The 16,658-nt window shown below is 35.9% G+C and carries 10 protein-coding genes and 1 pseudogene; all 11 read left to right on the forward strand.

Going from position 1 to position 16,658, the window contains the following annotated elements; genetic code table 11:
• The first annotated feature begins 1 nt into the window (after position 1).
• The 11 genes and pseudogenes from ACVBAX_RS03325 (at position 2) to ACVBAX_RS03375 (ending at position 16,658) form a co-directional block, all read left to right on the forward strand.
• On the forward strand, positions 2 to 1,609 hold the full coding sequence (locus ACVBAX_RS03325; protein ID WP_447115867.1) for a response regulator transcription factor: 1,608 nt from the start codon (positions 2 to 4) through the stop codon (positions 1,607 to 1,609).
• A 184-nt stretch (positions 1,610 to 1,793) separates the two neighbouring features.
• Entirely contained in the window at positions 1,794 to 3,308 is a 1,515-nt protein-coding gene (locus ACVBAX_RS03330) for an ABC transporter substrate-binding protein (RefSeq protein ID WP_447115868.1), read from the forward strand.
• A 163-nt stretch (positions 3,309 to 3,471) separates the two neighbouring features.
• A complete protein-coding gene (locus ACVBAX_RS03335) occupies positions 3,472 to 5,811 on the forward strand; it encodes an alpha-L-rhamnosidase-related protein (RefSeq protein WP_447115869.1) in 2,340 nt (779 codons plus the stop codon).
• A gap of 356 nt (positions 5,812 to 6,167) precedes the next feature.
• Complete coding sequence (locus tag ACVBAX_RS03340) at positions 6,168 to 7,073, forward strand: ABC transporter permease (RefSeq protein ID WP_447116030.1); 906 nt, start codon at positions 6,168 to 6,170, stop codon at positions 7,071 to 7,073.
• A 17-nt stretch (positions 7,074 to 7,090) separates the two neighbouring features.
• On the forward strand, positions 7,091 to 7,978 hold the full coding sequence (locus ACVBAX_RS03345) for a carbohydrate ABC transporter permease (RefSeq protein ID WP_447115870.1): 888 nt from the start codon (positions 7,091 to 7,093) through the stop codon (positions 7,976 to 7,978).
• Between the two features lie 96 nt (positions 7,979 to 8,074).
• Positions 8,075 to 8,707 (forward strand): YesL family protein, encoded by a 633-nt coding sequence (locus tag ACVBAX_RS03350; protein ID WP_447115871.1) that lies wholly within the window; start codon positions 8,075 to 8,077, stop codon positions 8,705 to 8,707.
• Positions 8,708 to 8,932: 225 nt separating this feature from the next.
• The gene (locus ACVBAX_RS03355; RefSeq protein ID WP_447115872.1) at positions 8,933 to 11,824 is read left to right on the forward strand and encodes a family 78 glycoside hydrolase catalytic domain; all 2,892 of its coding nucleotides are present in this window, start codon (positions 8,933 to 8,935) and stop codon (positions 11,822 to 11,824) included.
• A 260-nt stretch (positions 11,825 to 12,084) separates the two neighbouring features.
• Positions 12,085 to 12,993 carry an ROK family protein gene (locus tag ACVBAX_RS03360; RefSeq protein WP_447115873.1) on the forward strand — a complete coding sequence of 303 codons (909 nt, stop codon included), beginning with the start codon at positions 12,085 to 12,087 and terminating at the stop codon, positions 12,991 to 12,993.
• Positions 12,994 to 13,583: 590 nt separating this feature from the next.
• Positions 13,584 to 14,018 (forward strand): annotated as a pseudogene (locus tag ACVBAX_RS03365) (lysine 2,3-aminomutase); the annotation flags it as partial.
• Positions 14,019 to 14,028: 10 nt separating this feature from the next.
• Positions 14,029 to 14,310, forward strand: a complete 282-nt coding sequence (locus ACVBAX_RS03370) for a YokU family protein (RefSeq protein WP_447115874.1) — start codon at positions 14,029 to 14,031, stop codon at positions 14,308 to 14,310.
• Positions 14,311 to 14,756: 446 nt separating this feature from the next.
• Complete coding sequence (locus tag ACVBAX_RS03375) at positions 14,757 to 16,658, forward strand: TerB N-terminal domain-containing protein (RefSeq protein ID WP_447116031.1); 1,902 nt, start codon at positions 14,757 to 14,759, stop codon at positions 16,656 to 16,658.

The raw sequence follows: 16,658 nt of genomic DNA on the forward strand, positions 1-16,658 counted from the left end.
TATGAATATCATCATAGTTGATGATGAAATACAAACAGTAAGAGCCATTAAACACAGTATTAACTGGGATAGACTCAATATTACAGAGATATTTACAGCTTTTAATATCTCTCAGGCAAAAGAGATAATTTCTGACAAAAAAATTGATTTAGCTGTTTGTGATATAGAGATGCCTCAAGGCAGTGGATTGGAATTACTTCAATGGATGAAAGATAATTCTCCAGATACAGAAAGTATTTTATTGACTTCACATGCTGAGTTTGAGTTTGCCAAAAAGGCAATTAGTCTTGGTTGTTCTGATTACTTAGTAAAGCCAATCCCTTTTGAGAAGTTAGAAGAAGTTATCTATAATGTGATATCCAAAATTAACTCGAGTATGAAATTAAAAGAATATAGTGAATACGGAGAGTTTTGGATTAATAATCAATCGATGATCGAAAAAGGTTTCTGGTCTGATCTTTTAAAAGGAACGATATCTGAAAATCCTTCTGGAATCACACAAGATGCTAAAAAAAGAAATGTAGAATATAAAATAGATGATCAATATCTTTTGATTTTGATTAGTAAAAAACGGCTTGTAACCAATTTAGGTAGTTGGAATGATCACTTACTAGATTATGCCTTAATAAACATAGCGCGTGATGTGATTTCTAAAAATTTACAATCTAATTCAGTCTTTTATTTAGAAGGTCAGTTAGCAGTAATTTTACCAACAGTTAATAACAAAGAACAATATCTAGTAAAAATCAGAAAGTCCTGTGAAGAATATATTAGAATTTGTAATCAATATTTAGGATGTAGTGTTGGTTGTTATATAGGAAAGTTTGTTTTTGGAGAGCAGCTTGCAGAAATGTATAAACAGCTATTGGTTATGGACAAAAACAATGTGGCACTAACAAGTAAAATCTTTGAGTTTAATGAAGGGAAAAGTGACACTGAATCACAGTTTTTAGTTAGGAAGGAATTAATTTACGACTGGTCATTAATGTTGCAGCATGGAGAAAAAGAAAATTTGATAAAAGAAATAATAAGTTATATTTACAATTTAGCAGCAGAAGATAAGCTTAATGTCCAGGTTCTAAATATATTTCAACAAGATATGTTACAACTGGTATATTCTTATCTAGTACAAAAAGAGGTACAGGCACATCAGCTTTTTGAAGACTTTAATTCACAGGATATGTATAGAGAATCAACTGAATCAATTGATAGTATGAGTAATTGGATAACATATTTTATTAAAAAGGCAGTTGATTATTCTGAAGAAGTCACAAAACCCCAGTCAGTGATTGCTAAGGTCAAAGAATATATTAATAATAATCTCCAGAATGATATCTCTAGAGATGATATTGCTAACTTTGTCTTCCTAAATCCCGATTATCTAACAAGAATATTTAAGAAATCAACAGGTTTATCACTGACTGAATACGTAGCGGAACAAAGAATTAAAAGGTCCACTAGTTTGCTCTTATATTCAGATATGCCAATTAGTGAGATCGCCCAAAAGGTAGGATATGATAATTTCGCCTATTTTAGTAATAAATTTAAAAAAGTTACCGATATCACTCCATCGGACTATAGAAAAAAATATAGAAAGTCGGAAATTTGACAATAGAAGTCGGAAAAAATTAAATTGTGGGTTGAAATTCCCTATGAAAAATTATTTTGTAAGCCCTTTCTTTTTTATGGTCGGAAGTGGAAAAACGAAAGTCAGAATATTTAAAGAGTATTTCGGAGGATTAATTTAAACTTAAGCTAATCCGATAACGGATAAAAAAGAGGGGGAGATTTATTTGAAAAAAAGATTCAAAATGATTGCCCTGTTTGTATTATTAGCTGCAACAATTCTATCTGGTTGTAGTGACGCAAGTAAAAGTAGCAGGGAAGAAAAAGAAACAGCTTCATCAAAAGACCAACCAGTTGAGATTACGTATGCATTTCCTTACTTCGGTACAATCCCTAAGGATTTGAAGCAAGTAGAAGATGAAATTAATAAAATTTCAATTGATAAGATCAATGTAAAGGTGAATTTAAAACCTGTTAGTGGAGGAAACTGGAATCAACAAGTTACACTAATGATTTCCGGCAACGAAGATCTTGATTTAATGCCAACAATTGGTCAATTTCCTTCTATGGCTGCCCAGAAACAATTATTAGATATAACTGATTTATTGCAAAAGCATGGTCAGGGGATTAAATCAACACTTGGAGACGACTTTTTAAAAGGTACGACAGTAGATGGAAAAGTATACGGGGTAACCGTTGGTAATGGTAAAGCAGGAGTTCCTAATATTGTCATGAGAAAAGATATCCTTGATAAATATGGATTGAGTATTGACAATGTAAAAACCTTAGACGACATTGCTGAAATATATGAGGTAGTATCAGAAAAGGAACCGGATATGGCTATGCTTATCCCACAAAGCGCTGGTAATGTTAGCCTGGCACCAGGATCCCTATTAATGCAACCGAAATACGATAGTTTAGGAGACGGTTTAGGAGTCATCATTGGTAACGATAATTACAATGTGGTTAATGTTTATGAATCAGATGAGTATAAAGCGCTTCTTGAAACGATGAGGGATTGGAATGAAAAAGGTTATATTATGAAGGGTGCGGCAACATCTACTGAAACTGCAGTTAATTTATTAAAGGTAGGAAAAGGTTTCTCACAGTTTTCACCTAGTGAAGTAGGTGCGGATACTCAATTGACTAGAAATACTGGACACCCGTTTGTTGCAAAGAAATTACAGGATCCTCTAATAACTTCAGGCATAATTAATGGACTTACTTGGGTTATACCGGTAACCAGCAAAAATCCTGAAGCAGCCATGAAGTTTTTGAATTTAACATATACAGATGCTGACCTAATTAACTTGATTGATTGGGGAATCGAAGGTAAACATTATGTTGAAAAATCAGATGGAACAATTGGCTTTCCAGAAGGTGTGGATGCAAATAACACTGGATACGGTTTAGGACAGGATTGGCTCTTTGGAAACCAATTGATTGCTCATGTTTGGGAGGGAAATGACCCAAATAACTATAAAATACTAGCTGAAAATAACAAAACAGCCCCTATCTCTAACGCACTTGGTTTTACTTTTGACAGTTCAAAAGTTAAAACGGAAATAGCCAGTGTAAGCAATGTGGTAAATCAATATCAGCCGGGGCTTGATACTGGAAGTGTCGATCCGGATAAACATCTGCCGGAATTTATTTCTAAATTAAAAGCTGCCGGTATAGATAGAATTATTGCTGAAAAACAAAGGCAGCTTGATGAATGGGTAGCTAAAAACAAAGAATAAAAGGCACTAAGATTTACTATAACACAATAGTATATCCGTAAAGAAATAATAGGACCTACTAATAATAGGTCCTATTAATCTATTGCGACGTGTATTTTATACAGTGCAGTGGCGTTGCATGTGACATTTTAATAATAATTATGAAAGAAGAATGGAGAATAAAATGGAGTTTACATTGCCTTTATCAAGCTGGATATGGATTCCTTCTTGGAATGCTGAGGATAAAGAGTCTACCCAGATCGTCTATTTTAGAAAAGTCTTGGAGTTAGAGGAAGTACCTGAAAACTTTATCGTAAAACTATCTGCAGACTCTAGATATAAATTTTATGTCAATGAAAAACTGATAGAAGTGGGACCTAGCAAAGGTGATAACAAAGTTTGGTTTTACGATGAAAAAAATATTGCTTCCTTTTTGAAAAAGGGAAAGAATGTACTTGCAGCTATAGTATTACGTTATCCAACAAATCACCATAAAGGAAATCATGGGATCTTTAGGACAGAAACTCCTGGGTTTTATTTTAATGGCAGTTTTGTTAATTATACTGGAAATGAAGTAAACATTATGGCCGATACGACTTGGCGCTGTAAGAAAGAAACAAGATTAGAGATTGTTTCTGAGAATCTTTTCTTTGCTCCGCTTCACATCCTTGAAAAGGCAGAAGGAAACCTAGAGGTTTTTGGGTGGAAGTCTCAGGAATACAATGACCGGGACTGGGAAGAATCAAAAGCCTATACAATCTTTGAGATTAGTAGGGCTGATAGTCCCGGAAACCTAATGCCAAGAAGTATTCCTTCAATGAATCAAATTGATAGACAGTTTAGAGGTGTCTTTTGTGTCAGGCAATCAGAGAAAAAGCAGGAAGAATGGAATGATATGTTATTTGGGAAAAGGAGTATCACTATTCCTGCTAATTCTCATGAAATAATAGAAATCAATGCAGGTGAGCTGACAACAGGTTATTTGCAACTGGCAATGTCAGGAGGAGAAGGAACAAAAATAAAGATATTAACATCTGAATCCTATGGCTACCCTAATGAAGATGTTAAAAGCTTTATGACTTTGCCTAAGAAAAAGGACCGTATGGATTGTCAGGGAGGAACTTTATTCGGATTCACTGATGAATATATCGTAGGCGGATTTGGGGATGAAGAAAAATTCGAAGAATATGAGCCCTTCTGGTTCAGAACGTTTCGGTTTATCCAATTAGAGATACAAACGTCAAATCAGGCGCTTACCATTGGGAAATTTGATTATCGTGAGACAGGCTATCCGCTTGAGGTACGAACAAAAGCCCGTACATCGGATGACACTTTACTAAATATTTGGGCTATTAGTGAACGTACACTGAGACGATGCATGCATGAAACATATGAGGATTGTCCGTTCTATGAACAGCTGCAATATGCAATGGATTCTAGATCACAAATCTTATATACCTATATGACATCGGCAGACGACAGACTGGCACGTAAATGCATCGATGATTTTAAACGATCACAGCGTTATGATGGATTATTGAATGCGTCTTATCCAGCAACTGGCCCAAATGTGATACCGGGATTTTCGATTTATTATATTATGATGTTATATGATCATATGATGTTTTTTGGAGACAAAGAATTAATTAAGGAACATCTTACTACTATAGATGGTATTTTGAATTATTTTAATAAGCATATCAATAAGTCGGGTCTTGTTGGGAAAATCGGAGGACTTAACGGAAAAGATAGGTTCTGGTCATTTATTGACTGGACTACACAATGGGATGAAACATCTGGTGTTCCTAGGGCAATTTTGAATGGACCCATTACAATGGAAAGTTTCTTATATGTAATGGGCTTGCAGCATGCAGCAAAACTCGCAGATTATGTTGGTAGGAAAGAATTGGGTAACGAGTATGTGGAGCGCGGAGTAAAAGTTCAACAGGCTATTAATAAATTCTGTAGAGGTGCAAATGGATTATATCAGGATGGTCCTGGTGTAGAGGAGTATAGTCAGCACTGCCAAGTATTTGCGATCTTAACAGATACGATTGATAAAGAGCAGGGAGCCTTGATTTTAAGTAGGGTTCTAGATGATCAATCATATCCAAAGTGCTCAGTAGCAATGTCGTTTTATCTATTCCGAGCTATAGAAAAAGTGGGATTGTATGAGGTGACAAGAGACTTATGGGATCTATGGCGAGCTATGGTAGAGAATAATCTCACGACGTGTGTGGAGGATCATGTGAACCAGCGAAGTGATTGTCATGCCTGGGGAGCACTCATTCTGTATGAATTACCAGCAGTAGTTCTTGGTGTTAGGCCTGTTGAGCCCGGATTTAGTAAAATAGAGATATCACCTACCGTAGGTTACTTTGACTGGGCTGAGGGTGAGGTCATTACACCAAAAGGAATGGTTAAAGTTTCTTGGCAGAAGAATTTCGAAACTGGAGAAATTGATTTGAATTATGAATTACCAGTAGGCCTCGAAATAATGGGAAAGAAAAGTAAACTAATATAAAGTTTCAAAAAGTAAAAATAGGTAGATTTCATCCTAAAAGCAATGCGAGGAATGGAAAGCCATGGAATAAGAGTTGGAAAAGAGAGCTAGTTTATTTCTAGTTCTCTTTTTTTACCCCTATGAATGTTGTCGATGTTGAATCTTCTGGAATCTATTTTTTCCTAAAGTCGGAAAAACAAAAATGGCAGTCGTAATATAGATAGTTGAAAACCTATTACTCTTATAGAATAAAACTATAAAAGTAAGTTATTTATGTAAGCGTAAACAATATGGAGTAAGGGGGAAATAAGATGCCAGAGGTTACAGTGAAGAAATTGAATGTCCAAACGATCACTGAGAAAAAGACTAATACCAGGATGTTAAAAATGAAAAGGTACTTACCGCTATTCATCATGATGACTCCTGGGATCATTTATTTATTAATTAACAATTATCTTCCGATGTTTGGCTTAATCATTGCTTTTAAAGATATCGACTATGCTAAAGGGATTTTAGCTAGTGATTGGATTGGATTTAAGAACTTTGAATATTTGTTTAGCACTAGAGATGCCTATGTTATTACACGGAATACTATTCTGTATAATGGAGGATTTATTATCCTAAATACGGTCCTCGCGATAGGTGTAGCGATTATGTTAAATGAAATTAAAAACAAGCTAGCAAAAGGCTTTTATCAAAGTGTCATTCTTCTGCCATTCTTAATTTCGATGGTTATTGTAAGTTATTTAGGTTTTGCCTTCCTTAGCGAGGATGTTGGGTATTTAAACAAAACGATTCTACCGCTGCTTGGGATTGAAGGGATTTCATGGTATAACGAGGCAAAATATTGGCCGTATATTTTAACCTTCATCAATATGTGGAAGGGTGTTGGATTTTTATGCGTTATTTACTTGGCGGCTATTATTGGGATCGACCAAGAGTACTATGAAGCAGCCACATTGGATGGAGCTAATAAATGGAAGCAAATTATCCATATTACGATACCTTCCATTATGCCAGTCATTGTCATGATGACCTTACTGGCAATAGGCCGTATTTTTTACTCGGATTTCGGTTTGTTCTACCAAGTGCCAATGAATTCAGGAACCTTATATGATACGACGAATGTTATTGATACTTATGTATATCGTGGATTAATGCAACTTGGCGATATCGGTATGTCATCAGCTGCAGGCTTATACCAATCCATCGTGGGATTTGTACTGGTGTTATTATCTAATTATCTGGTCCGTAGAAAAAGTAAAGACAATGCCCTATTTTAATCTGGAGGTGGAACAACATGTATAAATCAGATCGAATCACACAATGGGTTTCTCATATTTTTCTAAGTATCCTCGCAGTAGGAAGCATCATTCCGTTTATCATTCTTGTGTCTTCATCGTTTTCAGGTGAAGCGGGCATTATGAAGGAAGGATATACCTTCATTCCAAAGGAATTTAGCTTTGCGGCTTATGAGTACTTGTTTAATAATTCATCAAGTATTTTAAGAGCTTATGGAATTACTATATTCGTTACAGTATTTGGAACTTTAGTCAGCCTGGCAATTACCTCGTTTTTGGCTTATGCCCTTTCTCGCCGGGATTTACCTTTCAGAAACATTTTTGCGTTCTATGTTTTCTTTACACTTTTATTCAATGGTGGACTGGTTCCAACCTATCTCGTTTATACACAAGTAATTGATGTTAAAAATACTATTTGGGCATTAATCGTTCCTGGGTTGCTCATGAATGGCTTTAACGTATTATTAATGAGAACCTTTTTTATGACCTCCATACCTGAGCCTGTTATTGAATCCGCACGGATGGATGGTGCAGGGGAATTCAGAACCTTCTTTTCCATTATTCTGCCGCTATCAATGCCAATACTTGCTACGATCGGGCTGCTTCAAACCATCGTTTATTGGAATGATTGGCTTAATGGACTGATTTATATAACAGAACCATCATTATTCAGTATCCAGAACATCTTGAATAGGATGATTGCTGACATTCAGTTTTTAGCAAGTAGCAATTTAGGCACAAATGCCAGCCAAGCAGCTTCAGAAATTCCAACTACTGGAGTGCGTATGGCAATTGCTGTTATTGGGGTGCTGCCCATCTTAATCGCCTATCCATTCTTCCAAAAATATCTGGTGAAAGGGATTGCACTCGGATCCGTAAAAGGATGATTGATGGAGGGTCTATTGTTAAGCAATGGGCCCTTTATGTTTCAATAGATTGATTAGTTAACTATAAAAGAGGAATAACAAAGGGGGATACGACAGATGGAAGGTTTTATGCGCAGTTTTTATAGTATTTCGGAATGGATCATCAAGTTTGCTTATGTGAACATTCTTTGGATTGCATTTACGTTCTTGGGCTTTTTCTTTTTTGGCTTTTTCCCTTCTACAACAGCCATGTTTGCTGTTGTTCGTAAATGGGTTTTAAAACAGTATGATATCCCTGTATTTAAAACCTTCTGGTTCACCTATAAAAAAGAATTTGCTAAAAGTAATCTATTAGGACTTATAGTTATGCTAGTTGGTATTTTATTGTATTCAAATATTAGAATAGTAGAGGCAACCACGGTCCAAGTAGTGAAATTACTATATATTCCAAACATAATCGTCATTTTCTTATTTTTCCTTACATTATTATATGTTTTTCCAGTCTTTAGCCATTTTGACGTTCGTTTAGCGGTAGGTGTAAAAAATGCCTTTATTTTAATGACCCTTTATCCGATTGCAACGTTTTGCATGGTAACCTTGAGTGGAACCCTTTGTTACCTGTTTATTAAGTTGCCAGGACTTATTCCTTTTTTCGGTGGAAGTCTCATTTCCTATTTACTAATGTGGATTGGTAACTATGTGTTTGAAAAAATGAATAAAACAAGCGTGAACTTCGGATTCATTATGTGATACTCATAAGAAATTATGGGAATGAGTTTATGGGATATTTAAGATTCATTCATTTATACCAGTGATACGGATCCATTAATTTTCCTCTCTCGAATTAGTTTTTAATAAAAAATATCTTAAAAAAATACTGTTTTTCTTAAAATGATACCATAAATGAATATCATTAAAATTTAAAATAATAGTGAAAGTAATAGAAAACGTTTTCTTACATTGGAGGTTATGGTTATGAAGATAGGACACTTAAGAACCAATCATGTAAAGAATCCATTGGGTTTTGAATTGGATCAATTGAATCTCTCCTGGATAACTGAGACTGGAGAAAGTCAATCTATTTTTCAGAAAGCGGCCCGGGTTGAAATTGCTGTCGATGTAAACTTTACCGAAGTAGTTTTTGATAGTGGAAAGAAACAGGACATCGATAGTTTAGCCTATTCACCACACTTAAGTCTGTCTCCCTGTACTCGTTATTACTGGCGTGTAACGGTGTGGGGCAATGCCGGAGAAGAAGTAACTAGTGAAACGGCTTGGTTTGAAACAGCAAAAATGGATGAACCATTTAAGGGTGTATGGGTTACTCCTGATTTAAATAAGCAAATTCACCCGTTGATTAGGAAAGAATTTTATTTGCCTCAAAGTGTGGTGAAAGCAAGAGCTTATATAACCGGGGTAGGATTGTACGAACTTGAAATTAACGGAAAACGGGTTGGCGACGAATATTTCGCTCCTGGATACAATGCGTACGATTTTTGGCTGCAGTATCAAACTTATGATATTACGGATTTTTTAACAAGTGGTAATAATGCAGTTGGCGTAAAACTTGGCAACGGCTGGTATAAAGGGCGTTTCGGTTTTGACGGTGGATTCCACGAATTGTATGGGGATGAATTTGCAGTAAAAGGCGAAATTATTGTCACACTTGCTGACGGGACAGAGGAAGTCATTCCTACCAATCAGGAGTGGAAATCCGCTCCATCGCCGGTCCTATTTAGCAATATATACGATGGTGAAATTTATGATGCCAATCTGGAACTGGAGAACTGGAGCACAAAGGAATTTGATGATAGCAGCTGGTCAAATGTCAAAATTACCGAAGTCAAAACAGAACGGTTCCAGGCTCGCATCAACGTGCCTGTGAAAATTATGGAGGAAAAAAAGCCAGTTAAATTAATTCATACGCCTGCGGGTGAGACTGTTCTTGACTTTGGCCAAATAATGACAGGCTGGGTACGGTTCAAAACCAATGCTGCAAAGGGAACAAAGCTACTTCTGCAATATGGTGAAATACTACAAAATGATAATTTTTACAGAGATAATTTACGTACAGCAAAGGCTGAATTTGTTTATATCTCAGATGGAAGTGAAAGAGTTGTACAGCCTAACTTTACCTTTTATGGATTCCGTTATGTAAAGCTGAATGGTTTTGAGGATGGTATCGATTTGAATGATTTTACTGGCTGTGTCATTTATAGCGAGCTTGAGCAGACTGGAACCATTGAAACCTCCAATTCATTAGTGAATCAGTTATTTAGTAATGCTCTTTGGGGCCAAAAAGGCAACTTCCTGGATGTGCCGACCGACTGTCCACAGAGGGATGAGAGAATGGGATGGACAGGGGATGCTCAAGTTTTTGCTCAGACAGCTTCCTATAATATGTATTCACCGGCTTTTTATAAGAAATTTATGTTTGACTTAAGGGAAGAACAAAATAGACTTGGCGGGTCTGTTCCGTACACAGTCCCTGTCGTAAAGCCAAAAGAGGGCGGCGGTTTTATTAATGGCCACGGTTCGACTGCTTGGGGAGATGCGGCAACGGTCATTCCTTGGACCTTATATCTGACATACGGAGACAAAGAACTTCTTCGCAGCCAGTTCGATACGATGAGGGATTGGGTTGACTACATCAAAAAGATTGATGATGAGACTGGCAGCAAACGGTTATGGAAGACAGGATTCCATTTTGCTGATTGGTTAGCACTCGACGTTAAGGATCCAAGCAGTTTGACGGGAGGAACCGACCCATTTTATATTGCTTCTGCTTATTATTGTTATTCGGCACAGCTTGTGGCGAAGGCTGCGGGTGTCTTGGGGAGAAATGATGTGGCCGAACAATACACGAAGCTTTCAAATGAAGTAAAAGAGGCAATCCAGAAGGAATACTTCACGCCAAATGGCAGAAGCGCGATTAACACTCAAACTGCTATGATTGTGGCTTTATATATGGACTTAATTCCAGAAGAGCTACGCGAACGGGTGTTGAATGATTTAAAAGCTAAGCTGCGTGAAGATAAAATGCATTTGACAACTGGTTTTGTGGGAACTCCATATTTCTGTAACGTGTTATCGATAAACGGGGCAAATGATTATGCTTATAAATTATTGTTAAATGAAGATTATCCAAGCTGGCTGTACGCGGTGAAATTAGGTGCCACAACTATTTGGGAAAGGTGGAACTCTGTTCTCCCTGACAGCAGTATCAGCGACACAGGTATGAATTCTTTGAACCATTATGCTTATGGTTCGATCGTTCAGTGGATGTATCAGCAGATGTGCGGTATTAATCCTGTGGAGGAAGCACCAGGATTTAGAAAAATTAACCTAACACCAAAGCCATACGGTAAATTGTCTTATGCAAAAGCGAGATTGTTCACTGCTTCCGGACTGATTAAAAGTGGTTGGGAAATAGGGGAGGACGGATCCTTATCCTTTACCTTTACCATTCCATTCAATACAACAGCGGAAGTTGTCCTGCCGGATGCGGCTTTAAACCATATCAAGGTGAACGGAGTTGTTTTAGAAGATGCTGGTCTGTCTGCCCTCCAACAGGCCGATCATGTGGCATGCATGTTGACAGCAGGGGAATATGTATTTGGGTATATGCCTACGAAAAGCTATATTCTTTCATTCAGTACACATAACAGTGTTAAAGAGTTATTAGAAAATAAGGTAACGAAACAAATCCTGACAGAAGAACTCCCGGAACTTATGGGAGATAATAAACTACCTTTCATACTAGAAGCAACGCTTAGGGAATTAAGTGAATTTCCACTGACCGCTCCAATGTTTTCATCAGGTCTATTAGAGCGATTGGATCAAAAGCTAGTTCATGTTAGACAATAATAAATAAGATGAAAGTAAAATCATGCTGGACGTAGTAAGTGACGACAAATGAACTTCACTATCAGGCTTGGAAAAAGATCACTGATATGTCAAATATAATTGTTCAACAGGGATATTCATTCAAAAATAATCAATTTATATACTAAGTGTAAAACTGCACCCCAATTGCTGGCTTTGTCTAACAATTGGGGTAAAAAGAGAATCCGACAAATAATAGAATACAAACTAGTAATTTATAAATTAGATTAGGAGAAAAAGCTATGTATATAGTGATTGATATAGGAGGCACTTTTGCAAAGTACGCTTTAATGGATGCAGGTGGATCCATCGTAAAAAATGGAAGAAAACGAACGTCAGCCACAAACCTGGTAGATTTTGAGCAAGTAATCTATTCTATTATCGAACAACATGATTTAAAGATGGTGAAAGGGATAGCTCTAAGTTGCCCAGGTGCGATTGATGTTGAGATCGGAATGATTTATTACGGAGGGTCATTTCCGTTTTTGCATGAGGTAAATCTCGCTAAGCGTATTGAAGAAAAGTACGGGATAGACGTATCCATTGAAAATGATGGAAAGTGTGCTGCGCTGGCAGAATTTTGGCTTGGAAGTATAAAAGAGTACAAGGATGCAGTGGTGTTAATCCTTGGAAGCGGAGTTGGTGGTGGTATTATCATTGACGGTAAACTCCACCGCGGTGTGAATCTTTCCGCTGGGGAAGTAAGTTATGTTATGAACAGTATGGATCCGGCTACTAAATCTGGAAATTACCTCGGCTTGGTTTGTTCTTCTGTAGAGATGATTCGAAAAATAGCCGCAATCAAGAATATAGAAGATCCAACAGATGGTAAAGTTGCGTTTGAGTATATAATCCAACAGGATGAAGAAGCAAATAAGATATTTAATGAATATTGTTTTTCCTTGGCTAACCAAATCATAAATTTGCAATATATTCTGGATCCCGAAATTTTTGCAATAGGAGGAGGGATTAGTGCACAACCCGTTCTAATTGAGCGGATTCAGTGGGCGATATCAGAAATTAAAAAAGCCAATCCTTTCTATGTTTTAAATCCCAAAGTAGTACCTTGTAAGTTTAGAAATGATTCTAACCTGTATGGAGCACTGTACAACTTTTTTCTCAGTAAAAAAGAATATAATATTGCTAGGTAATTTGTGATGAAGTGTTATGCAAAAGGTGCAAATAAATTTTTATTGTCTTCGCTGATTAGTATACAGTTTGGATAAAAAGAACTAGCGCAACGTGGGGAAAATTAGGCAGACATATTATAAAAACTTAATTATCAAAGTGTAAAAGACTGAAACTACTTTTTTCTTTGAAAGGATTCAGGGTTGAAGGACCTCTTTCTATAGATGTTATAAATTTAATTAAAGGCGAAGAATTGGATGAGGGTTGTTAAATTCCAATTTATCACTGATGTAGAATGGTTAATTCTGGGGTCCCTCATTTTTTTTCGGATGAATTGTGTTTATAAAGATGCATATTCACCACGAATGGACATTCGTGGTGCTACACAATATCTTGAGGAATTCAAATTTAAGTTTATCGATTGTAGTGTAAGAACGGAATAGTAAGAACGAACATTACTTATTTTCGATATATTTTATGTTTTAAACTCTTTGGAGTCCTCCTAATTATATAACAGTTTTAACCATAATCTTTATTAGAAACTGCAAATCAAGTAGGAATAATAACTTTGATTTGCAGTTTTTTTGTGTCTTTTATACTTACAATAAAAAACGCAGTCCCAACCTTCGTCGTCGATAGTCCGGGTGGTGGAGGAAAGATTGCGTTGCAGCCGAATTATCTCATCTCGCAAAGTGCTGACAAAGTGGTGTTACGTAACTTTGAAGGTGTGATCACTTCTTATCCAGAGCCTCAGAACTATGTACCTGGTAGAGCAGAGGATTATTTCAAAAGTGTATATTCTAATTTTGAAAAATACAAATCAGAAGTCGGAATTTCTGCACTTATGAACGACAGCAAATTCAATCTCGTCCCGGAAGATTTACAGCGGTTAGACAGAAGACAAAAATATCAGGAAGACCAGAATCACTCCTCCTTAAAGGAAAAACGTCAAAAGCGTGATGAACTTAAAGAGAAGAAGTTTAAGGCTCAGCAACAAAAATCAACCGGACAGTCTGAGGAAGAAACAGACAAAACGGTTAATGAGTAGGTGATTGAGTTTGGATATTAGATGCGAGTGGTGTGATGGGAAGGCAAGGATCAATGAAAGCTCTGTATATTGGGAGTTACCGGATGGATCTAGGGCTATCGAAATTACAGAAACACCGGCCATTATCTGTATGGAATGTGAAATGGTGTATCAGGAAGAAAAGGTGATTAAGGAAATTGAGGATCAGTTGTTTTTGGTTGATACAAGACAAATCGGAAGTACTATATGTTTTAAGGAACTGATGGAATTACCAAGATTGTTGAAGAGGAATTATTTTGATTTTTCTTCTTAAGTAATTTTATTATAAAGAGATAAATGGTACTCAGAGATGGGTGCCATTTTTTTATCCTTTTAAGCCTTTTATGGAGAATTAAATTAAATGATTAGCACTAAATTATACCATATTACTTATCTTCAAAATACAGGAACTTTAAAGATTAGTATATGTTTGGTATTTAGCCTTCCTTTGCAGGAGGAAAAACAAACAAGATATTATATATAAACTTGAAATGAAAGAGTTTCAGCAAGAGAAAAGTACCGTTTTGGGGAACATGCATTATTTGCCGATAAATATTAATAACCGTTATTAATCTTTTGGAATAAGAAAAGGAGTTTAACAAATGGAAACATTTTTAGCTATGATTAATTCATCGTTACATATTTATTTGTATTTAATTGTAAGGTAAGATTGTATATATATGTAAATGTAGGTATATAAAATTAAGGGAGCGAACGATGATGTATCAAAAATCTAAATTGGTTGGTTATCTCCTAGCATTATTTCTTGGAGGTTTGGGCGCACATCTTTTTTATTACAAGAAATACATCCGGGGACTTTTATACCTGATTTTTTGTTGGACTTATATACCAGTTTTTTTAGGTTGGGTTGATATGATTTTTATTAAGAGATGGCACAATCAATTAAACTCGATAAATAATGGAGAATCAACTAAGAATACACCCTCTCCAATTAAGGTATTGTTAGATCAATATCCCAATGATATACCAATAACAAAGAATCAATCTAACATATTCGGTAAACCTTTTTACAATGAAGAAGAGATTATAATAACGAAATATTCACGCTTAAAGACTCCTCCTTCAATACTTCAAAGTGTAGAAGAAGTAATAAACCCTAAGAAGGCCAATAGAAATACAGATGGAATTAGAGTGGAATTTTCGTACTCACGTTCACACTCAGACTTTATTAAAAAGTCAGCAAATTATAAAAATCGAACACAAGGAAAAACAAGAGAAATTCCTTTGCAGGCATACTGGACTACGTTTGACCACATGAACGAGCAACAATTAAAGTGGTACTTCCATTGGAGAGAGGAAACTCTTAAAGGAAATTATTTAGAAGTAGATCTTAGCTATATCTTTGTATTTGTATATGAGTTGTTAAACTATTCATTTAATACCAATGCAGCCTTCAATGTGAGTATGTTAGTGAGGTTGTATGAAAACTATAAGGAGATGCATCCAAAACTTTCAAATTACTTGCCTCGATGGATTCAAGATATGTTAAATGAGCTAGGCGAGGAAGAATTGGCAAGTGAATGGACAAGTCGTAATTATGTTCCTCCAATCTATAAAGCAATAATCGAGGAGGAAAGACCATTAAATAATATTTCAATTACTCATTGGAAGCCATATATTCGTAACTATCGGGAGACAAAGTTCTTTACAGATAATAAGAATAAAATCTACAAAGTATTTAAAGAGGGCCTTTTGTTATTAGAAGAACATTATAATATTGATAATGAAAAAATAATAAATGTTTGGTTTAAAAGCAAGCGAGTTCGTAGTGTTAATCATTTATTTTCAGGAGCTGTTATTGGAAGGGAAAATGAAGCAAAACATGTTTATCATTTAGAAATACAACCAACTGATACCTTATATAACGAAATTACTACTCTCTTCCGTCTTTCCGAAAATGTAACTCGTACCTTAAGTGGAGAAAAGAGGGAGATCAAGGTGGATGAAGAAGTATTACCATTTGATTTTAAAAATAAATTGGTAGATAGATTCACAAACGGAGCTAAGAAAACCAACGAGCGATTTAAAATGGTCAAGGATAAGGACAATCAAGTTATGGGTACCGCTATTCCAAATCCACCAAATGAAGAAGTGAAAGTTGTTACTCTTGCGAAGCCAGTTATTGAGTTTAACGATGATAACATAAAACGTCTAAGTAAGGAAAACCTGGAACTTCAAATAGTGTTTCAGCATGTTGAGATTAACGAAGATGATCAAACCGATGATAAAGAGACATCAAAAGGGATTGTTAACCCTTTTGAAATAGAGGAAGTGACACGAGCAACAGAGCAATCTACTGCCGAAGTAGAGACTCCGTTTGATTCCTATTTTGATAATTCCGATGGAGATGAAAAGGAATTCATTAATTCTTTATCAGAGGCAGAAAAAGAGTTCTTAAGTTTATTTTCTAATGGTCAATACTCTCAGGTCGAAGCAACAACTTTTGCTAAAAGGAACGGGAAAATGTTAGGTTTATTCTTAAGTGAAATAAACGAGAAAGCAAACGAACATTTAGGGGATAATATCGTAGAATCAGAAGAAGATAGCATTATTCTTTATGAAGAGTTCACGGATATTGCACTAATGCTGAAAGGAGCATAA

Source organism: Robertmurraya sp. GLU-23, assembly GCF_052983275.1.

Bases quoted from the DNA above. Each gene is read 5' to 3' on its own strand.
- ACVBAX_RS03325 (WP_447115867.1), top strand. From the start codon at position 2: ATGAATATCATCATAGTTGATGATGAAATACAAACAGTAAGAGCCATT.
- ACVBAX_RS03360 (WP_447115873.1), top strand. From the start codon at position 12,085: ATGTATATAGTGATTGATATAGGAGGCACTTTTGCAAAGTACGCTTTA.
- ACVBAX_RS03375 (WP_447116031.1), top strand. From the start codon at position 14,757: ATGTATCAAAAATCTAAATTGGTTGGTTATCTCCTAGCATTATTTCTT.
- ACVBAX_RS03335 (WP_447115869.1), top strand. From the start codon at position 3,472: ATGGAGTTTACATTGCCTTTATCAAGCTGGATATGGATTCCTTCTTGG.
- ACVBAX_RS03355 (WP_447115872.1), top strand. From the start codon at position 8,933: ATGAAGATAGGACACTTAAGAACCAATCATGTAAAGAATCCATTGGGT.
- ACVBAX_RS03340 (WP_447116030.1), top strand. From the start codon at position 6,168: ATGTTAAAAATGAAAAGGTACTTACCGCTATTCATCATGATGACTCCT.
- ACVBAX_RS03345 (WP_447115870.1), top strand. From the start codon at position 7,091: ATGTATAAATCAGATCGAATCACACAATGGGTTTCTCATATTTTTCTA.
- ACVBAX_RS03350 (WP_447115871.1), top strand. From the start codon at position 8,075: ATGGAAGGTTTTATGCGCAGTTTTTATAGTATTTCGGAATGGATCATC.